This is a genomic window from Nordella sp. HKS 07 (assembly GCF_011046735.1).
Lineage (GTDB): Bacteria > Pseudomonadota > Alphaproteobacteria > Rhizobiales > Aestuariivirgaceae > Taklimakanibacter.
This window is the reverse complement of record NZ_CP049258.1, coordinates 6,588,020-6,607,396: the sequence shown is the minus strand read 5'-3', so window position 1 is coordinate 6,607,396 and position 19,377 is coordinate 6,588,020. Positions and strand designations below refer to the sequence as shown.

Here is a 19,377-nt window from a genome sequence, read left to right as displayed (position 1 = left end):
TTTGCCACCGTCCACGGGTTACAAATGGGTTACATAATAAGATTGCAGCGCGTGAAATGCAATGACTGTGGATGGAGCCCGATATCACCGTTTAAACAGCATCCTATAGCGCTGCAGCCACAATCCTGAGACGAAGGGAAATCCGCCGAGAAGCTAGACCGTCCGACTCTTAATCAGCGGGTCCAAGGTTCGAATCCTTGTGCGCCCACCAAGGAAATCAAAGGCTTAAGGCCTTTATCGATAAGAACGTGAAGAGAGCATGCGCGGCGGTGTCCGCGCTCGCGTTCTTGCGCGAGACGTCTTCCGAAATCAGCAGGCACGTGACCGGCCATGAGGTGTACTTGCCGCTTGGCCAGGCCCATGGGACAACTCTCTCAATGAGAGGGGCGCGCACGATATGTCGAAACTTCTGTCAGCTGGTGTCCTCGGTGTCTTGGCCTTATCCGGCTCGCCGAACCTTTCCGCTCAAACACCCGACCAGGATCGAGAGAGAGAACGATCCTATCTTAAGGCGCTGGCAATTGAGGTGCGCGAGCTCGAGGAATGTCAGTTCGTTTTACTGGTCAAAGACAGTTCGGCACAACGTGATCAGATTATGGAACGGCTTTCGGCCAGCTATGACCAAAAGTCTGAAGCGCTTACAAATGCGATAGAGGGATTCATAACGAAGTACGCTACCGTACAGGGAAGCACTGCGCCCCGCAGGCACGACGAATCGCTCGCTTCGTTTCGCTACCGCATTTGGAGCTTTTCCCTTCGTGCAGGAAACGCGAAATATCGCAAGACCCTTACCGTTGCCGCGTGCAGCGCAATGGTTTCATTGTTATAGTCGATCCTGTTGCGTGCGATGATCAGGCGGCATCCGCCTGGTTGATCATCGCCTCGATGTTGTTGCCGTCCGGATCGAGAACGAAACAGGCAAAATAATTGGGCGTGTATTGCGGGCGCGGACCCGGTGCGCCGTTGTCGCGGGCGCCGGCGGCGAGCGCCGCCGCATGGAAATCCCGGACATGGGCCTTGCTCCCGAGACGGAAGGCGACATGGATATGGGGCAGAGGGGCCGACGTCTCGGCCTGCATGATCTCGAACAGTCCATCCCCGATATCGAAGGCCCAGAAGCGGCCTTCATCGCCAAAGGCGATCTTGTAGCCCAAGGGAGCGAAAGCCTGCTCGTAGAATTGCTTGCTCCTGGCAATATTGCTGACAGCAAATGTCACGTGGTCGATCACGCCCGAATCTCCAAATTTGCGCTCACTCCTGTAGCGCTCAAATCGAATCCCTACACGGATTCGGAACCGGGCTCGGGCTCAAAAGTCGCGTTCATTCGACGGAAGCCGGGTGGTCTGATAGGCTCGGCTGGCATGGCGATGGCGCGCCCCATCATTGCTCTGAGCCTCATGGCCGTCGCTTTCCGTATCGCGACAGCAGCGGAGGATCTTGCCCTGCCACCCTTCGCCTGGCCGGTCGTGGGGGTGGTGGTCGATGACGATGATGGCCGGCCCAGTCCGTCCCGCGCCGTCGGCATCGACATATTGGTGCCGAAGGGAACCGAGGTGCGGGCCAGCCTCGCAGGCACGATCATCTATGCGGGCAGGACGCTCAATACTTATGGCAATCTCGTCCTCATCCGTCATGAGGGCGGCTGGGTCACAGCCTATGGCCATAATGCCGAGCTCTTCGTCAATCGCGGCGATGAGGTACAGACGGGAGATGTCATCGCCAAGAGCGGCAATACCGGCTTCACTGCCGTTCCGGAACTCTATTTCGAAATCAGGAAGGGGCCCAATCCCGTGAATCCGTCGCGGTATCTGTCGCTCCTGAAGCCCCAACCCGTGGAGGACCCGTGAAAGTCAGCTCAATCCTGTTTACCGACGATGGGGATGTGCCCAACCATCCGCGCTGGCCGATGATCATCTATCAGGGTGTGATTGACGCCAGGGAGATGGACGTGGCCTCGGCCTTCGAAACACTGTTCGCGCGTCATGGCTGGGGAAATGGTTGGCGCAACGGCATCTTCGCCTTTCCGCACTACCATTCCAATGCGCATGAGGTGCTGGGCATAGCCGCGGGCGAAGCTGTTGTCCGCTTTGGCGGTGTTTCGGGACGGGAACTCAAAGTAGCGAAGGGCGATGCGGTGCTGCTGCCCGCCGGCACCGGCCATCAGCGCCTGTCAGCGAGCGCCGACCTCCTGGTGATCGGCGCCTATCCGCCAGGTCCCCGATGTGATCTCAAGCGTGCGGGCGAAAGTGAGAAGGCCCTGATCCGCGAGCGGATCCGCCACGTGGAGAAGCCCGGAAGTGATCCTCTTGCGGGAAACGCCGGACCTCTCATCTCCCTGTGGGAGGCTTAAAACGGGAGAAACGCCGTAACGGCACTCTGTATGAGGCCAGCGCCACAGTCTTCTTGGGGCCACGTCAAGAAAAGAGCTCTGTGTTCATAAACTGTTTTCGCAAAAGCCCACTTCTGTTCAAGACGCCGGAACATTCGTTCCGGGTCTATTTCGCATGAAGTCTGGCGATCTCACGGGCGGCAATCTCTTCGATCTGGCGACGGTCGACCCCGATATCGCGGAGCTGACGATCGGTCAGGCTCTCAAGCTCGCGGACGGCGGTGAAATGCATGATGCGATCATGGATATGGCCGTAAAGGCGGCCGAGAAGGACAGCGACGGAAACTCCCGAGCTTTGACGGATCGGATGGCTGGAACTGTTCGACATGACTAAACCTTTCGAGAGTAATTCAAGGAATATTTGATATTCGAAAAATAGGATGTTGTAGTTACTTAAACAAACGAGTAGTTTTCATCTTATCTATTAGAGAATTTTGAAGATGGTGCGCTTCATTCCCGGAACCGGATCGCTCAGGGCCTTCGAGGCTGCCGGACGGCATCTCAGCTTCACCCGTGCGGCGGAGGAGCTGCATGTGACGCCGGCCGCGATCAGTCATCAGATCAAGGAATTCGAGGACCAACTCGAACTGCGTCTCCTCGAGCGGACGAGCCGCAGAATGCGCCTCACGCCGGCGGGAGAGGTCCTCCACGCCGCCGTGACGGAAGCGCTGGCGGGCCTCACCCGCGCGGTGGGGCAAGCGCAACGAAACAAAGATGGCGCCGCCCTCAGGGTCACCGCCTCGACATCGATCGCCGCCAGGTGGATGGTGCCGCGTCTCGACGACTTCATGAAATCGATGCCGGGCGTTGACGTCCGGCTGGATGTGTCCGACCGGGTGCGCGACTTCGGCCGCGACGGCGTCGATGTGGCCATCCGCTTCGGCAATGGCAGCTATCCCGGGCACCGGGCCGACCGGCTGTTCGACAACACGATCTTCCCGGTCTGCAGCCCGGCGCTGCTCAAGACGAAAAAGCCGCTGCAGCACCCGCGCGACCTGCTGCAGCACCGCCTCATCCATGTCGAATGGAGCGCGCCCGGCGTGATGTGGCCCAATTGGCGGATGTGGATGCTGGCGGCCGGGGTCAGCGACTATCAGGAAACGCCCGGGCTGCGGCTCGACAGTTCGGCGCTCGCGCTGCAGGCAGCGATCGAAGGGCAGGGCGTCGCCCTGGGTGATTCCTCGCTGGTTTCCGATGACCTGGCGGCCGGGCGGCTGGTGCAGCCTTTCGCGCTGACGATCAAGGGTCCGCCGCAATTCGCCTATTATATCATCTCGCCGGTTGAGACGCAGAACGATCCGCTGGTGCGCGCCTTCCGCGAGTGGATCCTGAAGGAAGCGGCGCGCACCCCTCTTGTGCAATGAGGTGGCGCGGAGTAGCCACGCCCGCCGGGGTGTCAGACTGAGTTGTACAATCCGCCGTCAACGAGAATGCTCTGGCCGGTGATGTAGCCGGCCTGCGCCGAGCACAGGAAGGCGCAGACCTCGCCGATCTCATGGGCCTCGCCGAAGCGCCGTGCCGGCACGGTGGCCTTGCGCTGGGCGGCCATGTCGTCCTCGCTCCTGCCCTGCATCCTGGCCATGCGGCCGGTCGAGTTGCGCAGGCGGTCAGTGTTGAACATGCCGGGCAGCACGTGGTTTACGGTGATGTTGTGCGCCGCTAATTCGCGTGCCGGTCCCGCCATGAAGGCGGTGAGACCGGCGCGGGCGCCGGAAGAAAGGTCGAGGCCCAGTATTGGCATTTTGACCGAGACGGAGGTGATGTTGACGATGCGCCCGAACCCTTTGCGGGTCATCGCCGGCACGACGCGCTGGATGAGCTCGATGGGCGTCACCATGTTCTGGACGACGCCGGCGAGGAGGGCGTCGCGGTCGAGCTCGCGGAAGTCCTTGAGCGGCGGACCGCCATTGTTGTTGATGAGGATATCGGGCTCGGGACAGGCCGCAAGAAGCGCGTCCTGCCCAGCCTTGGTTCCGACATCGGCAGCGATTGCCGTGACCTTGACGCCCGTCGCCTTGGCGATCTCGTCACGGGTCGCCGCCAGCGCCGCTTCGTCGCGGCCGTTGATGATAAGGGCGACGCCTTCGCGCGCCAGTGACATTGCGCAGGCTTTGCCGAGGCCGCGGCTCGACGCGCAGACAATGGCCGTGCGGCCCTTCAGTCCAAGATCCATCCCGTGCTCCCAATAAAAAACCCGGCTTGATAGAGCCGGGTTCTCGCATGGTGCTGTCTCTGGTTCAATCAGGATTGCGTTTTACGCTCACTCATGAAGCGCTCGAACTCCTCACGGTCGCGCGCCTCGCGCAGGCGCTTGAGGTAATCGGCGAATTCGGCCTGCTCGGCTTCCAGGCGCTGCAGCGTCTCGGCCTTGTAGGCGTCGAAGGCGGCGTTGCCCGACCCTTTGTGGAAGGTCGGTCCGCGCCGTCCAAAGGCTTCACGCAGCTTCTGCGCGCCTTCATCGGCAAGCCGGTCAACCGGACCGGCCCAGAGTGTGTAACCCAAAGCGGCCAGGCCCAAAGGCCACCACACGATGAAACCCGCGACGACGGCAAGGATGCTCAAAGGCGTCCAGCGGCCGCAGCGCGATTGTGACGAAGTCATAGGCTGTCCTCCAATCCAATTGCGTCAGCTGATATGGGAATGGCGGCGCCGCGTTCAAGGACGAGCTAGTGTCCCGAATCCGAAGTTCGCCACAGCCAGCCGGACCTTCCGAGCGAACTTTGGATTCGGAAGGACACTAGAAACCCAATGATTCTAGTGCGCTTTTGAACGCGAAGTTCCTGTCGGTGCTAGCCGCCTGATATCAGGAACTTCGCGTTCAGCGCACTAGTGGCGCGATGGAGCGGAATCCGGTAATTGGGTCCCACCATGCAGCAAATTCCTACCATCGATAACGTCACGGAGGCGCGCGAGCGGCTCAAGGGCTACGCTTTCGTCACCCCCTTGCTTGAATCACCCGCCCTCAACGCGCGCGTCAAGGGCAGGGTGCTGATCAAGGCGGAATGCCTGCAGCGCACCGGCTCGTTCAAGTTCCGTGGTGCCTGGAACTGCATATCGCGGTTGACGCAAGGCACCGCCAAGGGCGGCGTGGTCGCCTATTCCTCCGGCAATCACGCGCAAGGTGTCGCCGCCGCGGCGGCCCTCATGAAGCTTCCGGCTCTGATCGTGATGCCCGCCGATACGCCCGACATCAAGAAGGCCAATACGCGCGCCTATGGCGCCGAGGTCGTGACCTATGACCGCGAGCGCGAGAGCCGCGAGGAGATCGCCAGCCGCATCGCCGAGGAACGCGGCGCCGTCATCGTGCCGCCCTTCGAGCATCCGCAGATCATCGCCGGACAGGGCACCGCCGGGCTCGAGCTCGTGGAGCAGGCCCAGGAGCGCGGCGCCACCCTCGATGCCGTGCTCGTTCCGGCAAGCGGCGGCGGGCTCGCCGCCGGCATCGCGCTCGCCGTCAAGGCGAAGTCGCCCGCGACGACTATCCACTGCGTCGAGCCTGAAGGCTTCGACGATCATGCCCGCTCCCTGATCAGCGGCAGGCGCGAGCGCAACGACAGGGCGTCGGGATCCATATGCGATGCGCTGCTGTCGCCGATGCCCGGCGAGCTCACTTTCTCGATCAACAAGAGCCATCTGACCTCGGGCCTCGTCGTGAGCGAGGCTGAGGTGAAACGCGCCATGGCCTTCGCGTTCCAGCATCTCAAGATCGTCATCGAGCCGGGCGGGGCGGTGGGGTTGGCCGCGCTGCTCGCCGGCAGAATCGCCGCAGAAGGGCGCAGCATCGCCGTCATCGCCTCAGGCGGCAATGTCGATCCGGCCTTCTATGCGGATGTTCTCACAGGGCGATGATTGCAGCCTAGAGCACCGGGCGTTCTCATGGAATCGGCCCGGCGCTCTATCTATTTGATTTTGCGCATCGGCTTTTCCGAAAACCGCACGCACTTTTCGGGCCGATGCTCTAAGCCGGGATCAGGCCTTTCCCGCGGCTTTGCGCCTTTTGCCGTTCTCCATCATCGAGCGTAGCGCCGTGACGTGATTGGGATTCTCGCTCGAGCAGACGCCGAGAACCAAGGCATCGGCCTCACCGACCTTGGTGTAGGCATGTCCCATGGTGCTGTCGATATAGATGCCCTCTCCCTTGCGCAGGCGGACTGGCTCATAGAATTCGGTGTGGACCCTGATCTCGCCCTCAAGGACGAAGATGAACTCTTCGCCCGAATGCGAGAATAACGGACCGAATTCCTCCAGCGTCTGCATCTTGATCCGGGTCAGGATCGGAATCATGCGCTTGTTGGAGAGCTCGCTGCACAGATAATCGTAGTCGTAGTTGGCCGTGCGCAGCATCAGGCCATCATTGCGCCGGGCGACGGCGCGCCGTGCCGTGGGCTTGGCGTCCTGCTGCGGCGCGATGAGCTCCGCGAGCGTCATTTTCAAGCCTTCCGCCACTTGCAGCATTTTATCGTAAGTGAGGGAGAGCTTGTTGCGCTCGACTTTCGACAGGGTCGCGACCGAAACGCCGGTCATCCGGCTGACATCCTGCAATGTCCAGTCATGCCGGCGGCGCAATTCGGCGAGGCGAAGGCCAATGACCGATTTGCTGTCGATCTCGGAAGATACGTCAGTAATACTGTCTATTTTTCTCATACGAAATGAACCTTGACCAACGAAAACTTTTTAGATCAGATGCGCCTCTCCGGCAATGCGGAGAGGAGCACCAGGGATGAATTTCGACGTGGCGGTCATCGGCGCGGGTATCGCCGGCGTCTCGGCGGCCGCGCAGATCGGCCAAAGCCGATCGGTGATCCTGCTTGAACGTGAATCCCAACCCGGCTACCACACGTCGGGCCGCTCGGCCGCTATGTTCTCGGAAACCTACGGCAACGCGACGGTGCGGGCTTTGTCCATCGCCAGTCGGTCTTTCCTGGAGAACCCGCGGGCCGGTTTCGCGGCCAGCCCGATCCTTACGCCACGCGGCGCCATGCATGTCGGCACCCGTGCCGATATCGAGCTCCTCGACCGCTTTCATGAGACTGCGCATGGAATGGTGCGGTCAGTGCGGCGCCTCACAAGCGCGCAAGTGCTGCAGCTGGTGCCGGTTCTGAAGGCGGATCAGGTCGCTGGCGGCGTATTCGAGCCGGAGGCCAGGGATATCGATACAAATGAGCTGTTGCAGGGCTATCTGCGCCAGTTCCGTGCCGGGGGCGGGCAGGTACTGCTCAATGCCGAGGTGCGCGGTCTCAGCAAGATAAGCCGGGGATGGTCCATCGATACGCCGCTGGGGACGATCGACGCTGAGATCATCGTCAATGCCGCCGGCTCCTGGGCGGATGAAATCGCGCGGCTGGCGGGGGCCCGGCCGGTAGGGCTCGTGCCGAAGCGGCGCACCGCCTTTACCTTCCGGCCCGACACGGAGATGCCGTTCTCCTCATGGCCGCTGGTGATAGGCGCGCGCGAGGATCTTTATTTCAAGCCCGACGCGGGCAATCTGCTCGTCTCTCCGGCCGATGAGACGCCGAGCAGCGCCACCGATGCGCAGCCTGAGGAAATCGACGTGGCCATCGCCGCTGACAGACTTATGACAGCCACGACGCTGGAGGTTCGCCATATCGCCCATCGCTGGGCGGGCCTGCGCACCTTCAGTGTGGACAAAACGCCCGTATCGGGCTTCGATCCCAAGGTGGCCAACTTCATGTGGCTCGCGGGGCAGGGCGGCTATGGCTTCCAGACGGCACCGGCCATGGCGGCACTGGCGGCGGCTATCGTGACGGGACAACCGGTACCGCCACGGCTCCACGAATTGGGGATCAGCGAAAAGACGCTGAGCCCAGCCCGCTTTCCCGACGAAGAAGTTTGAAATTGGCAGAATAGCTGAATGACGAAAAGAAACAGGGAGGATGACAATGCCAAAATACCGGACAATCTTGATGATGGGCGCCGCTTTCGGCCTGTCCTTGGGGATTCTCGCAGCCGACGTTCAAGCTGCTGAAATCAAGCGCGGCGGAACGATCACCGTCGCACGCTCGGATGAGGCGCTTACGCTCGACCCGTTCGTTCCGTCCGACAACGGATCGATCTACAATATCACCCAGATCTGCGAGTCGCTCATTTCCGCGGACGCCACCGGCGCCGGTCTCGAGCCCGGTCTCGCCGAATCCTGGACAAGCGCGCCGGACGGGCTGTCGATCGAGCTGAAGCTGCGCGACGGTGTCAAATTCAGCAACGGCAATCCGCTCACGGTCGAGGATGTCATATTCTCATTGAACAAGGTGGCCGATCCCAAAGGATCGTTCGGCTTCATCTTCGATCCCGTCAAATCGATAGAAAAGGCCGGCGACAATGTCGTTCGGCTGACGTTCAAGCAGCCTTATGCGGCGCTCGATTCCGCCCTGTCGCTTTTCGCGGCCTCGATCGTCTCAAAAGCGGATTACGAGAAGGATCCGACGGCTTTCGGCAGCAAGCCGGTCTGCACCGGCCCATTCACGGTGGAAAGCTATGAGCGTGGCACGCAAGCGGTGTTGGCGGCCAACCCGCACTATTGGCGCATGGGCGTCGACGGGAAACCGCTGCCCTATGTGGACAAGGCCATCCTCAAATATGTACCGGAAAGCAATTCCCGCGTGCTCGGTCTGCAGAATGGCGATTTCGACGTCGCCCTCGCCGTACCGCTCAATCAAGCGGAAGCGGTCAAGGCGATGGAGGGCGTAGTCCTCGAGGTCATACCCTCCTTCCGGCTCGACTATGTCTATCTCAACCACGCCAAGAAACCTCTCGATGACAAGCGGATCCGGCTGGCCCTCAATTATGCAGCCAACCGCGATGCGATCATGAAGGCGGTGTATTTCGGCTATGGCGAGATCCCGAATTCCTACATGCCCAAAGTGACGTTCTGGTCGGACAAGGTCGCGAAGATTCCCTTCGATATCGAAAAGGCCAAGCAACTGGTCCAGGAGGCGGGCTATGACGGCACGCCGATCCAGGTGATGGTCGATACCGGTGACGCCCCCTTCCGCGCCATCGCCACGATCCTGCAGCAGGGATGGAAACAGGCCGGCCTCAATGTCGACATCGTCGAGTTCGATGTCGGTACGGCCTTCTCGATGACCCAGAAGGGCGATTACCAGGCCTATGTCAGCTACATCACGTCCGATATCAACGACGATGACGAACTGGCGAGCATCCAGGCCGACGGCACCGGTGCCACCGCATCGTTCTTCTCCAACTACAAGAACGACGAAGTCACCAAGCTTCTGGCGGAGGCACGTCAGACCTCTGATAAAGCCAAGCGCGCGGAGCTCTATGGCAAAGTGCAGGAGATCGTCTACAACGACGGATACAGTGTTCCGGTCAATTTCCGTCCCTATGTGAACGGTCATCGCGACTATGTCCAGAACTGGCGGAACCTGTCGACGGGCTGGTGGTGGCTGCGCGACGTGTGGCTGAACAAGTAAGCACTGTGCGCCGGCGCTCGCGCGTTTAGCGGGAGCGCCCGTCACCGGATATGAGCATTCTCACCTATATCGTCTCCCGCTTCCTGCATGCCGTTCCGGTCATGCTGGGTGTGACGATCTGCGTCTTCCTGACGATACATCTGGTACCTGGCGATCCCATCCGGATCATGATGCACGGACGCATCAGCGACGCCGAGGTTGCGGCGATCTATCAGGAACTCGGCATGGATCGTCCGCTGCTGATCCAATATGCCGACTTTCTCCGCCACGCGGTGGCCGGCGATCTGGGTATGAGCCTGATCCAGAAGGCACCGGTGACGACGTTGGTCATCGAGAAGTTGTGGCCGACCTTGGCGCTGCTCAGCTTCAGCGCCGTGCTGTCGATCCTGATCGCCGTTCCTCTGGGGCTAGTCGCCGCCTTCTACCGCAACCGCTGGCCCGACCAGCTGATCCGGCTCGGCAGCATTGTCGGATTTGCCCTGCCTTCCTACTGGCTTGGTCTGCTCCTCATCCTCTGTTTCGGGCTTTGGCTCGGCTGGTTCCCGATCTCCGGCATCGGCAAGGGGCCGCTTCAGATGCTGTACCATCTGTTCCTGCCGTCATTGACGATTGCCCTGTTTCTCGGGCCCGTATTGGTGCAGTCCCTGCGTGCCGCCATGCTCGACGTGCTGACCTCGGAATTCATCGAAGTCGCCCGCGCCAAAGGTCTCTCGGAATGGCGGATACTGACGAAGCATGTGCTCCGCAACGCTCTCATTCCCGTCATCACGGTGCTCGCCGCCAATATCAGCTGGCTCCTGAGCGGCGCGGTGATCGTCGAATATGTCTTCGGCCTCCCCGGACTTGGTTCTCTCCTGGTCCGCTCGGTAGGGTATCGCGATTATCCGCTGATCCAGGGATTGTCGCTGATCTTCGCCGTGCTGGTCGTCATCGTCAACCTGATCGCCGATCTGAGCTACATGCTCGTCGATCGCCGCGTATTGAAGGCCTGAACGATGAGAGATGCCGAGCTTCATTCCTCTCCGTCGGTTCTGCCGGTCATCGGCCGTGAAATCCGCTCCTGGAGTCCGTCTCTGAAGGTCGGCGCCGCGCTCATGCTGGTAATCACGCTGGCCGCCGTGTTCGCCCCTCTGATCGCGCCTTTCGATCCGACAGAGCAGGACTACAACGCCATCCTGTTGCCGCCAAATCTCACCCATTTCTTCGGCACCGACAATCTCGGCCGGGATATCTTCTCGCGTGTGATCTACGGCGCGCGCATTGATCTTGTGATCGGCTTCATCACGACCTACGTCCCGATGACCTACGGCGTCGTCATCGGCGCTTATGCCGGTTACATGGGAGGCCGCATCGACAGCGTGCTTATGCGCATCATCGATGTGGCCATGGCTTTTCCGTTCCTTGTCCTGATCATCGTCATTCTCGCGATCCTCGGGCCGGGCGTGCAGAATATCTATATCGCCATCTTCATCGTGGCCTGGACGATGTATGCGCGGCTGGCACGGGCCGAGATGATGGTGGAGCGCACCAAGGACTATATGATCGCCGCGCGCGTTCTCGGATTTCCGCGCAGCCGCGTCATATTCCGCCATGGGTTGCCCAATGTGATCAATTCCTCGATCGTTTTCTCGGCCTCGGATTTCGTGCTCAATATCGTTCTCGTTTCGGGATTGAGCTTCATCGGTCTGGGCATCCAGCCGCCGGAGCCGGAATGGGGGGCATTGATCGCCGAAGGACGCGATTTCATCCGCCAAGCCTGGTGGATCGCGACATTTCCCGGACTTGCCATTGTCGTGACCGGAACGGCGCTGGCGCTCATCGGTGACGGACTGGCGCGTCGGCTGGGTGCGCGCCACCATACGACGGTATAAACATGGGAGCGCCGGATCTTCTTTCAGTCAGCAATCTGGACGTCGTCTTCGCGTCGTCACACGGACGCGTGGTCGCCAATAATCGGGTTTCCCTGAGGCTCGCGGCTGGAGAGACTCTGGGCGTCGTGGGTGAATCCGGCAGCGGCAAGTCGGTTCTCTGCCGCGCCCTTCTGGGGCTTCTTCCTTCACCGCCCGCGGCGGTCAGCGCCGAACACCTCGAGTTCGACGGCCGCGATCTCATGAGCCTCGACCCGACGCAACTGCGGGCTATTCGCGGGCAGGAGATCGCCATGATCTTCCAGAACCCGATGAGCAGCCTCAACCCGGTCTGGCCGATCGGCGACCAGATAACGGAAGGCCTGCGCGTCCATCGCGAGTTCGGGCGCAACGAAGCGCGGCAAGCGGCGATCGCGGCCTTGCGGCGCGTCGGAATCCCCAGCCCGGAGATCCGTGTCGACGACTATCCCTATCAATGGTCCGGCGGCATGGCGCAACGCGCCGTCATCGCCATGGCGATGATCGGTGGTCCAAAGCTGCTGCTCGCCGACGAGCCGACCACCGCGCTGGACGTTACCATCCAGGATCAAATTCTCTCACTGCTCATGCAGCTGCAGCGCGAGACGGGTATGGCGATCATCCTTGTCTCGCATGACATGAGCGTCATCTCCGAAACCTGCGACCGTGTTGCCGTCATGTATGCGGGCAGCATCGTCGAAACGGGACGTACCGCCGATATCTTCAGAAGCCCGGCGCATCCTTACACGGTCGGCCTGTTGAATTCGATTCCGCATGTCAGGGGCAAGACGGAAAAACTGGCCACGATCCCAGGCCAGCCGCCGGACCTTGCGCGGCTGGGGGCGGGATGTCCGTTCGTCGAGCGCTGCGCGGTCGCAAGCGCCGAATGCCGGACACGCAGCATCGCCCTTGCTGCCATCGGCCCCGATCACCACACGGCGTGCCATTTTCCCGAGCGTGCAGCTGAACTCATCCGGGAGCCGGTACCTTGACGCGTCCTCCTCTTCTGCGGATCGACGACTTGATGGTGGAGTTCACCAAGCCCAAATCCATCGCGGCTATGCTGACCGGCCGACCGGCGCGGGCGGTCCGAGCCGTCGACGGCGTGTCGCTGGACGTCATGCCGGGTGAGACGCTCGGGCTCGTTGGAGAAAGCGGGAGCGGAAAATCAACGGTTGGGCGGGCCATTCTGGGACTCAACAAGCCGGTCAGGGGAAAGATCGAATTCGAAGGTGCCTCCGTCGCGAGCCGGCCGGACATCCATCGCCACCTGCAAATGGTCTTCCAGGATCCTTATTCGTCGCTCAATCCGCGCATCAGGATAGGTGCCGCCATTGCTGAGGTCTTGCACTTTCACCGGATTGTGCCGGCACAGGACATTGACGGCGAAGTGCGGCGGCTCCTGTCGGTGGTCGGGTTGTCGGCGAGCATGGCCGACCGGCGGCCACGCGAACTGAGCGGCGGCCAACGCCAGCGTGCGGGCCTGGCGCGGGCCCTCGCGATGCGTCCGGTCTTTCTCATCCTGGATGAACCGGTGGCGGCTCTCGACGTATCAATTCAGGCGCAGATCCTCAATCTACTCACCGAGCTTCGCCACGAGCTTGGCTTGACCATGCTGTTCATTGCCCATGAGCTCGGTGTGGTGCGTCATATGTCCGACCGCATCGCCGTCATGTATCTGGGCAAGATCATGGAGATCGGGCCCGCCGATGCGATATTCGAGACCCCTCGGCATCCCTATACCCGCGCGCTTCTGAGCGCGGTTCCCAAGATGGAGCTGGTGAAGCGCCAGCGTCCGCCGGTGACACAGGGGGACATTCCAAGCCCCTTGAATATTCCTTCCGGCTGCCGGTTCAGGACGCGCTGCCTCATGGCACGGGACATCTGCGGGACCGAACCGCCGGAAGTCACCATCGCACCCGGACATGTCTCGCGTTGCCATTTCGCGGCAAGCCTGACCGAAGCAGGCATAACTCTCCCACAAACCACACCGTCTCCCATCAACACGAAAGGATAAGACAATGAGCGCGCTCGAAGCCCGCATCCAGAAGATCCTCGATGACCATGTTGCGCGCGGCGTGGTCGGTATGTCGCTGGCGCTTGGCCTGCCGGGCAAGGAGATCGCGCTCTATCAGAGCGGCGTGGCGGACAAATTCAAGCGCACGCCCATGCGGGGCGATCATCTGTTCCGGATCGCCAGCTGCACCAAGACGTTCATCGCGACCGGACTGCATCTGCTTGTCGAGGACGGCAAGGTCTCTCTCGACGAACCGATCACGCGCTGGTTTCCCGATATGCCCAAGGCGGCGCAGATGCCGGTGCGGATTCTGTTGAACCACCGCAGCGGCCTGCCCGATTTCGAGACATCCATGCCGATGATCTCCGATAAGATCTGGACCGCCGAGGAGATTGTGGAATTCTCCTTCAAGCACGGCACGCAGAAGGAGCCGTGGCACGGCATGGAGTACTCCAATACGGGCTATGTTCTGGCCGGCATGATCATCGCGCATGAGACGGGCAAGCCCTATTCAGAGCATCTTAGAAGCAGGATATTCACGCCGTTGGGGATGAAGGACACCTGGGTGGGAACGCATGAGCAGTTCCCGATTGCGCGTGAGGCGCGCGGCTACATGCACAGCGACGACGACGAGAAGCCGCAATGGGATGTCAGCGGCGCCGGCGACCCGGTCGACGGCGTGTGGGACGCCACCGAATGGTTCCCGCTATCGGGCGCCAATGGCGCCGGCGACATGGTTTCGACGCCGCGCGATATCGTCACTTTCCTGAACGCTCTGTTCGACGGGCGCGTCTTGAAGGCGAAGCAATTGGCCGAAATGGTGGACAACATCAAGCCGGCGTCATTCCCCGGTTCAAATGTCGTCGCCAACGGGCACGGTGTGCTGATCATGCGCTACGGCGATATCGACGTCACAGGCCATCTCGGCCAGATTCCGGGTCATACCAGCATCATGGGGCGCGACCGGAAGAATGGCGCGACCATCATGCTGATCCAGAATTCGGGGGCAGGGGATTTTGAATCCTTCTACCTGAAAGGGATCAATGAGCCGGCCGGTAAAATATTCGCCGCCATACGGGAGGCGACCGGCGCTAACCCGTAAGCGGAATGTCCAGCGGATCGTCCTTGCCGCGGCGGATCACCACGATGCGCGGTCTTTCCCTCGACACGGGCGGTTCGGCCTGCGCCGCCGGAGCGGCTTCAGCAGCCGGTTCGATCGTCACGGGCGACACTGGCGGTGTCGGCGCGAACAGATCCTCATCGCGCGAGAAATAGGGCATCTGACTTGACGCGACCGTCTCGCCTGGGGTTTCGGCGCCGGTCAGGGTCTCGTCTATCTGGCTCAGGAGCCCCATGGCCTTGGCGATACGTTCGCTCAAGACCTCCTGCGACCAGGAAAGGGTTTCGAGCGAGCGGGCATTGGCTTCCACCGCCTCGACATGTTCCTCGTCGGTGGTCGAAGCCTTCAATCCTCCGGCAATGACGCGCAGGCTCATCGAGCGCTTGGCGATCTCGTTGCTCGCTGACCTGGCATCGGCGGCAATGCGATCATACAAGGCGCCGTCGGCCGGCAGATAGCCGCCATCGGGAAGGAGGTCGTTGTGGCTGGAGGCGATCTCGGAGCGGGCAGCCTTGATGGTGGAGGCGAGCCGGTCGATGTCCGGCAAGGGACGCTCGGGCTTGACGGCGTTCTCCGACGCAACGTTTTCCAGCTTCCTGAGGGCGTCGAGCAGCATCATCGTATCGGCGGCGCGGTTGCGCCTGGCATATTCCGCCAGGAACCACCGGCCGCGCGCCGATTCCATCACCGCGCTTTCGAGAGCCTCATACTGCTCATGCGGAAAAACAACCGCGCCAGATCCCTGACCGGGCGAACTCATTCCGTACTCCCGCTACTCACACACACACCGAGCCCAGAGCCAATTATTCTGGAAACTGGTTAGCGTTTGGTTTAGAGGCTGGATTTCCTTTCTCCCACGGCGCCATGCAGCCTCAGGCCCTCAATTTCCGCCTCTGCTTCTTTATGTCCTTCCTGTTCCTGGGATTGGGCGTGCAGCTGCCGTTCCTGCCCCTTTGGCTCGCCGATCGCGGCCTCACCACCGCCGAAATCGCCGCCGTGCTTTCCGGCCAGATCGTCATCCGCATGTTCGGGGCGCCGCTCGGCACCTTCCTCGCCGACCGCTATGACCGGCCGATCGTGCTCGTGCGGATAGGCGCGCTTCTCTGCGCGGCGAGCTATCTGCTGATGAGCTTCATGACCGATTTCGCGACGATCTTCCCGGTGGCGGTGCTGGCCTCCGTCTTCCTGTCGCCGGTCGGCCCGATCGCCGAGAATTTCGCCATCGTCGAAAGCGCCAAGGCCGGTCTCGATTACGGGCGGCAAAGGCTCTGGGCCTCGGTGAGCTTCTTTATCGGCACGATAGTCGCTGGGTTCGCGCTCGAATGGATGGCGACCGGCCAGGCGGTGCTGCTCATCGCGGTCAGCTATGCGGCACTCGCCGCCGCGGGTTTAGTCCTGCCCGATCGTCGACCGCAGAAGGCTGCCGCGTCCGAAACACCCGCCGCCATGGTCAAGCCCGCCGACATATTGCAGCTGTTCCGCCGGCGGGGCTTCGTCATTTTCCTCCTCGCCGTCAGCATCGCGCAAGCGAGCCATGCGCTCCTCTATGGCTTCGGCTCGCTCCATTGGGAACAGCTCGGCCACTCCAAGGCGGTGATCGGCATCTTGTGGGGCATCGGGGTAGCGGCGGAAGTGGTGTTCTTCTTCTTCTCGGGCCGCCTGGTGCCGCGTTTCGCCCCGACCGTGCTCATCCTTCTCGGCTGCCTTGCCGGGATTCTGCGCTGGACGATCACCGCCTTCGACCCGGCGCTCTGGCTGCTCCTGCCGCTGCAGGCGCTGCACGCCTTGAGCTTCGCGCTCACCCATTTCGGGACGATGCGCTTTCTTCTGCTTTATATGCCGGGGCACTTACGCAATTCGGCGCAAGGGCTTTACGCCGCCTGTTCGGGCGGCCTCTTCATGGTGCTGGCGACAGTGGCGGCGGGGCCGCTCTTCGAGGCCTTTGCCGGCCGTGCCTATCTGGCGATGGCGGCGATGTCGGTGGCGGCCTCGGCGCTGGCTTTCGCGCTTCTGCGCATCACCCCCACAGAGACGGCGGCGGCGGGCTCATCAGGCTCCCCGCGAAATTGATGCCGGGCGTACGGTCGCTCTTCAACAACAGCGGCCCATCCAGATCGACGAAATCCGCGAACTGCGCGAGCAGCATCGCCGGCGCCATGGCGAGCGAGGTCGCCAGCATGCAGCCGACCATGATCTTGAGATCGCTATCACGGGCGGCGCGCGCCAGCTCGAGAGCACCGGTCAGGCCGCCGGTCTTGTCGAGCTTGATATTGAGGGCGTCATACTTGCCAATCAGCTTGTGGACGCCGGCGGCGTCATGGGCGGATTCATCGGCGCAGATCACCACCTTGCGGTCGATGCCGCGCAACGCGTCGTCGGCCGCGGCGGGCAAGGGCTGCTCGACGAGCTCGATGCCGGCCCTGGCGCAGGCCTCCAGCAAACGCGGCAGCACCGCTTCGTTCCAGCCTTCATTGGCGTCAACGATCAGGCGCGCCTTGGGCGCGGCCTGGCGGATGGCGTCGATACGCTCCTCATCGCCCTCGCGGCCAAGCTTGAGCTTGAGAAGAGGGCGGTCGGCGGCATTGGCCGCCGCTCTCGCCATCGCCTCCGGCGTGTCGAGGCTCAGCGTATAGGCGGTGATGACGGGCAGAGGCTCGGAAATCCCGGCGAGCCGCCAGACGGGCGTGCCGGCGCGTTTGGCTTCCAGATCCCACAAGGCGCAGTCGAGCGCATTGCGCGCCGCCTTAGGCGCGACGTGACGGGCGATATCCCGGCGCTCGAGACCGCCTTCGATGGCGGCGCGCGCCGCTTCGAGGGCGGCCAGCACCTGCGGGACGGTCTCCTCGTAGCGCGGATAGGGAACGCATTCGCCGTGCCCGGTGATGCCGTCTTCGCTGATGGCGACGGTGACGACATCAGCGGCGGTCTTCGAACCGCGCGAGATGGTGAAGGAGCCGGCGATCGGCCAGCTCTCATGAGCGATCTTGACCTGGCGGGCCATCAGGCGTGGTAGCGCTTCTGGAGGAGATCGACGATCGGGCCGGTGCCGGTGCGGATCGGGTCGACGCAGGGAAGCCCATGCTCCTTGGCCGTGCGCTCGAGGAGGGTCAGCGCGTCCGCCTCGGACAGATTCTCGGTATTGATGGCGATGCCGGCGCAGGCGATTCTGGGATTGGTCAGGCGACCGTCGAGAAGGGTGCGCTCGATGACATCGGCGATCGAGGGCAGGGGATGGTCGACGCCGCGCATCCTGGTGCGGGTCGGCTCGTGGCAGACGACGAAGGCGTCGGGCTGGGCGCCGTGGAGAAGGCCCAAAGTCACGCCGGCGAAGGAGGGGTGGAACAGCGAGCCCTGGCCTTCGACGACATCCCAATGGTCGGGGTCGTTGGCCGGGCTCAGCCATTCGGCGGCGCCAGCGATGAAGTCGGCGATCACGGCGTCGATGGCGACGCCGCGCCCGGAGATCAGCACGCCGGTCTGGCCGGTGGCGCGGAAATCGGATTTCATGCCGCGGGCGCGCATTTCCTTGTCGATGGCGAGGGTGGTGTATTTCTTGCCGACCGAGCAGTCGGTGCCGACCGCGAGCAGGCGCAGGCCCGGCCGCTTGGTGCCCTTGCCGGTGGCGAAGGTCATGTCGGTGTAGCGGACATCGTGGAGCTTCCGGCCATTGCGCCGGGCGGCCTCCGCGATTTCCGGTATCGAACCCAGGCGCTTGTGGAGGCCGGTCGCGACATCGAGCCCCTGATCGAGCGCCTCGACGATACGGCTCACCCAGTGTTCGGGCAGCACACCGCCGGCATTGGCGACGCCGACGACCATCGTCCTGGCGCCCTTTGCCGCGGCTTCGGCGATCGTCATGTCGGCGAGGCCGCAATCGGCCTTGCAGCCGTCGAGGCGCATCTGACCGACGCACCAATCGGGGCGCCAGTCGACAACGCCTTGCGCGGTCTTGGCCGCAAGCTGGTCCTTCACATCTCCCAGGAACAGGAGATAGGGCTTGGCAATATCCATATTCGCTACCTGTTATTGCGGGCTGATGCGCCCTGAGGCTTGTGCCAGCAGCAGGTAGAGCTTTCCCGATTCCGATGCAAGACAGGCGTCGACCAACTGGTCGCCCTGCGGCGTTTCCGCCAGGGCATCGAGCAGGCGCTCGAACAACCGCACATAAGCATCGACCCGGCCGCGCACCAGCTTTTCGCTCTTGTAGCCCTTCTCGACAAGTTTGGAGAGGCGCCCGCCGCGATCGGCCAGCAAATTCTGGGTGAAGATGTCGTCTTCACCCGAGGCATAGCGCTTCTCAAGGTCGCGCGGCAGGTTGCCCTCGACCGCCTCGGCGATATCTCTGGAGGCCGCGTGGAGCTTGCGCACCAGAGTCTCGGCCTCGCGGGTCACCGCGCGCGAGAGCGGTGGCGCCTTGGCTTTACGCTCGGTGCCATTGGCCGGACGGGGTTCGTCCTCGACCCGGCCCCGCAGGGGGGCCTGGGGCTGGTCTGTGCTCCGCGCTATCTCTTTCTTCT

22 protein-coding genes are annotated in these 19,377 nt (G+C 62.3%); 13 read left to right on the top strand and 9 right to left on the bottom strand.

Going from position 1 to position 19,377, the window contains the following annotated elements:
• Positions 1–397: 397 nt before the first annotated feature.
• Positions 398–829: a hypothetical protein gene (locus G5V57_RS31300; protein ID WP_165172753.1), complete on the top strand. Its 432-nt coding sequence runs from the start codon at positions 398–400 to the stop codon at positions 827–829.
• Between the two features lie 22 nt (positions 830–851).
• Here the strand turns inward: G5V57_RS31300 and G5V57_RS31295 are convergent, their stop codons facing one another.
• Positions 852–1,229, bottom strand: a complete 378-nt coding sequence (locus tag G5V57_RS31295) for a VOC family protein (protein WP_165172751.1) — start codon at positions 1,227–1,229, stop codon at positions 852–854.
• Positions 1,230–1,361: 132 nt separating this feature from the next.
• Between G5V57_RS31295 and G5V57_RS31290 the strand changes: the two genes are divergently transcribed.
• Together G5V57_RS31290 and G5V57_RS31285 are read left to right on the top strand one after the other, a co-directional pair.
• A complete protein-coding gene (locus tag G5V57_RS31290; RefSeq protein WP_165172749.1) occupies positions 1,362–1,847 on the top strand; it encodes a murein hydrolase activator EnvC in 486 nt (161 codons plus the stop codon).
• Entirely contained in the window at positions 1,844–2,350 is a 507-nt protein-coding gene (locus tag G5V57_RS31285; protein ID WP_246737435.1) for a cupin domain-containing protein, read from the top strand. The genes G5V57_RS31290 and G5V57_RS31285 overlap by 4 nt, the downstream gene beginning before the upstream one ends.
• 145 nt (positions 2,351–2,495) lie before the next feature.
• Here the strand turns inward: G5V57_RS31285 and G5V57_RS35465 are convergent, their stop codons facing one another.
• Complete coding sequence (locus G5V57_RS35465) at positions 2,496–2,621, bottom strand: DUF1127 domain-containing protein (RefSeq protein ID WP_371744843.1); 126 nt, start codon at positions 2,619–2,621, stop codon at positions 2,496–2,498.
• A 208-nt stretch (positions 2,622–2,829) separates the two neighbouring features.
• On the opposite strand from G5V57_RS35465, the gene gcvA reads away from it, so the two are divergent.
• Entirely contained in the window at positions 2,830–3,753 is a 924-nt protein-coding gene (gene gcvA, locus G5V57_RS31275) for a transcriptional regulator GcvA (RefSeq protein ID WP_165172745.1), read from the top strand.
• A 32-nt stretch (positions 3,754–3,785) separates the two neighbouring features.
• Here gcvA and G5V57_RS31270 read toward each other — a convergent pair whose 3' ends face one another.
• Both G5V57_RS31270 and G5V57_RS31265 read right to left on the bottom strand, forming a co-directional pair.
• Positions 3,786–4,562 (bottom strand): SDR family oxidoreductase, encoded by a 777-nt coding sequence (locus tag G5V57_RS31270; protein WP_165172743.1) that lies wholly within the window; start codon positions 4,560–4,562, stop codon positions 3,786–3,788.
• 68 nt (positions 4,563–4,630) lie between these two features.
• A complete protein-coding gene (locus tag G5V57_RS31265; protein ID WP_165172741.1) occupies positions 4,631–4,990 on the bottom strand; it encodes a DUF2852 domain-containing protein in 360 nt (119 codons plus the stop codon).
• 267 nt (positions 4,991–5,257) lie between these two features.
• Here G5V57_RS31265 and G5V57_RS31260 point away from each other — a divergent pair, with 267 nt between their 5' ends.
• Complete coding sequence (locus tag G5V57_RS31260) at positions 5,258–6,238, top strand: threonine/serine dehydratase (RefSeq protein WP_165172739.1); 981 nt, start codon at positions 5,258–5,260, stop codon at positions 6,236–6,238.
• 120 nt (positions 6,239–6,358) lie between these two features.
• Here G5V57_RS31260 and G5V57_RS31255 read toward each other — a convergent pair whose 3' ends face one another.
• Positions 6,359–7,033: a helix-turn-helix domain-containing protein gene (locus G5V57_RS31255; RefSeq protein ID WP_165172737.1), complete on the bottom strand. Its 675-nt coding sequence runs from the start codon at positions 7,031–7,033 to the stop codon at positions 6,359–6,361.
• Between the two features lie 76 nt (positions 7,034–7,109).
• Between G5V57_RS31255 and G5V57_RS31250 the strand changes: the two genes are divergently transcribed.
• Genes G5V57_RS31250 through G5V57_RS31220 form a run of 7 tightly spaced genes read left to right on the top strand, consistent with a single transcriptional unit; the run spans position 7,110 to position 14,842 of the window.
• Positions 7,110–8,243, top strand: a complete 1,134-nt coding sequence (locus G5V57_RS31250) for an FAD-binding oxidoreductase (RefSeq protein WP_165172735.1) — start codon at positions 7,110–7,112, stop codon at positions 8,241–8,243.
• Between the two features lie 46 nt (positions 8,244–8,289).
• Positions 8,290–9,837 (top strand): ABC transporter substrate-binding protein, encoded by a 1,548-nt coding sequence (locus G5V57_RS31245; RefSeq protein WP_165172733.1) that lies wholly within the window; start codon positions 8,290–8,292, stop codon positions 9,835–9,837.
• 50 nt (positions 9,838–9,887) lie between these two features.
• On the top strand, positions 9,888–10,829 hold the full coding sequence (locus tag G5V57_RS31240) for an ABC transporter permease (RefSeq protein WP_165172731.1): 942 nt from the start codon (positions 9,888–9,890) through the stop codon (positions 10,827–10,829).
• Between the two features lie 3 nt (positions 10,830–10,832).
• Positions 10,833–11,708, top strand: coding sequence for an ABC transporter permease (locus G5V57_RS31235; protein ID WP_246737433.1), 876 nt, complete (start codon positions 10,833–10,835; stop codon positions 11,706–11,708).
• 2 nt (positions 11,709–11,710) lie between these two features.
• Positions 11,711–12,715 (top strand): ABC transporter ATP-binding protein, encoded by a 1,005-nt coding sequence (locus tag G5V57_RS31230; protein ID WP_165172729.1) that lies wholly within the window; start codon positions 11,711–11,713, stop codon positions 12,713–12,715.
• 32 nt (positions 12,716–12,747) lie between these two features.
• On the top strand, positions 12,748–13,740 hold the full coding sequence (locus G5V57_RS31225) for an ABC transporter ATP-binding protein (protein WP_165174344.1): 993 nt from the start codon (positions 12,748–12,750) through the stop codon (positions 13,738–13,740).
• A 4-nt stretch (positions 13,741–13,744) separates the two neighbouring features.
• Entirely contained in the window at positions 13,745–14,842 is a 1,098-nt protein-coding gene (locus tag G5V57_RS31220) for a serine hydrolase (protein WP_165172727.1), read from the top strand.
• On the opposite strand, the gene G5V57_RS31215 is transcribed toward G5V57_RS31220, so the two are convergent.
• Positions 14,832–15,620 carry a hypothetical protein gene (locus G5V57_RS31215; RefSeq protein WP_165172725.1) on the bottom strand — a complete coding sequence of 263 codons (789 nt, stop codon included), beginning with the start codon at positions 15,618–15,620 and terminating at the stop codon, positions 14,832–14,834. The genes G5V57_RS31220 and G5V57_RS31215 overlap by 11 nt on opposite strands.
• Before the next feature lie 104 nt (positions 15,621–15,724).
• Between G5V57_RS31215 and G5V57_RS31210 the strand changes: the two genes are divergently transcribed.
• A complete protein-coding gene (locus tag G5V57_RS31210; protein ID WP_165172723.1) occupies positions 15,725–16,930 on the top strand; it encodes an MFS transporter in 1,206 nt (401 codons plus the stop codon).
• Here G5V57_RS31210 and dgcA read toward each other — a convergent pair.
• Genes dgcA through G5V57_RS31195 form a run of 3 tightly spaced genes read right to left on the bottom strand, consistent with a single transcriptional unit; the run spans position 16,878 to position 19,228 of the window.
• Complete coding sequence (dgcA, locus tag G5V57_RS31205; protein WP_165172721.1) at positions 16,878–17,861, bottom strand: N-acetyl-D-Glu racemase DgcA; 984 nt, start codon at positions 17,859–17,861, stop codon at positions 16,878–16,880. The two genes, G5V57_RS31210 and dgcA, sit on opposite strands and share 53 nt — an antisense overlap.
• Positions 17,861–18,871, bottom strand: coding sequence for an N-acetyltransferase DgcN (dgcN, locus tag G5V57_RS31200; protein WP_165172719.1), 1,011 nt, complete (start codon positions 18,869–18,871; stop codon positions 17,861–17,863). The genes dgcA and dgcN overlap by 1 nt, the downstream gene beginning before the upstream one ends.
• A 12-nt stretch (positions 18,872–18,883) precedes the next feature.
• Entirely contained in the window at positions 18,884–19,228 is a 345-nt protein-coding gene (locus tag G5V57_RS31195; RefSeq protein WP_165172717.1) for a hypothetical protein, read from the bottom strand.
• Positions 19,229–19,377 lie beyond the last annotated feature (149 nt).

Coding starts and splice junctions, on each gene's coding strand:
- G5V57_RS31250 (WP_165172735.1), top strand. CDS start 7,110: ATGAATTTCGACGTGGCGGTCATCGGCGCGGGTATCGCCGGCGTCTCG.
- G5V57_RS35465 (WP_371744843.1), bottom strand. CDS start 2,621: ATGCATTTCACCGCCGTCCGCGAGCTTGAGAGCCTGACCGATCGTCAG.
- G5V57_RS31215 (WP_165172725.1), bottom strand. CDS start 15,620: ATGAGTTCGCCCGGTCAGGGATCTGGCGCGGTTGTTTTTCCGCATGAG.
- G5V57_RS31300 (WP_165172753.1), top strand. CDS start 398: ATGTCGAAACTTCTGTCAGCTGGTGTCCTCGGTGTCTTGGCCTTATCC.
- G5V57_RS31270 (WP_165172743.1), bottom strand. CDS start 4,562: ATGGATCTTGGACTGAAGGGCCGCACGGCCATTGTCTGCGCGTCGAGC.
- gcvA (WP_165172745.1), top strand. CDS start 2,830: ATGGTGCGCTTCATTCCCGGAACCGGATCGCTCAGGGCCTTCGAGGCT.
- G5V57_RS31210 (WP_165172723.1), top strand. CDS start 15,725: ATGCAGCCTCAGGCCCTCAATTTCCGCCTCTGCTTCTTTATGTCCTTC.
- dgcN (WP_165172719.1), bottom strand. CDS start 18,871: ATGGATATTGCCAAGCCCTATCTCCTGTTCCTGGGAGATGTGAAGGAC.
- G5V57_RS31265 (WP_165172741.1), bottom strand. CDS start 4,990: ATGACTTCGTCACAATCGCGCTGCGGCCGCTGGACGCCTTTGAGCATC.
- G5V57_RS31220 (WP_165172727.1), top strand. CDS start 13,745: ATGAGCGCGCTCGAAGCCCGCATCCAGAAGATCCTCGATGACCATGTT.
- G5V57_RS31260 (WP_165172739.1), top strand. CDS start 5,258: ATGCAGCAAATTCCTACCATCGATAACGTCACGGAGGCGCGCGAGCGG.
- G5V57_RS31235 (WP_246737433.1), top strand. CDS start 10,833: ATGAGAGATGCCGAGCTTCATTCCTCTCCGTCGGTTCTGCCGGTCATC.
- G5V57_RS31240 (WP_165172731.1), top strand. CDS start 9,888: ATGAGCATTCTCACCTATATCGTCTCCCGCTTCCTGCATGCCGTTCCG.
- dgcA (WP_165172721.1), bottom strand. CDS start 17,861: ATGGCCCGCCAGGTCAAGATCGCTCATGAGAGCTGGCCGATCGCCGGC.
- G5V57_RS31225 (WP_165174344.1), top strand. CDS start 12,748: ATGGTGGAGTTCACCAAGCCCAAATCCATCGCGGCTATGCTGACCGGC.
- G5V57_RS31245 (WP_165172733.1), top strand. CDS start 8,290: ATGCCAAAATACCGGACAATCTTGATGATGGGCGCCGCTTTCGGCCTG.
- G5V57_RS31255 (WP_165172737.1), bottom strand. CDS start 7,033: ATGAGAAAAATAGACAGTATTACTGACGTATCTTCCGAGATCGACAGC.
- G5V57_RS31290 (WP_165172749.1), top strand. CDS start 1,362: ATGGCGATGGCGCGCCCCATCATTGCTCTGAGCCTCATGGCCGTCGCT.
- G5V57_RS31230 (WP_165172729.1), top strand. CDS start 11,711: ATGGGAGCGCCGGATCTTCTTTCAGTCAGCAATCTGGACGTCGTCTTC.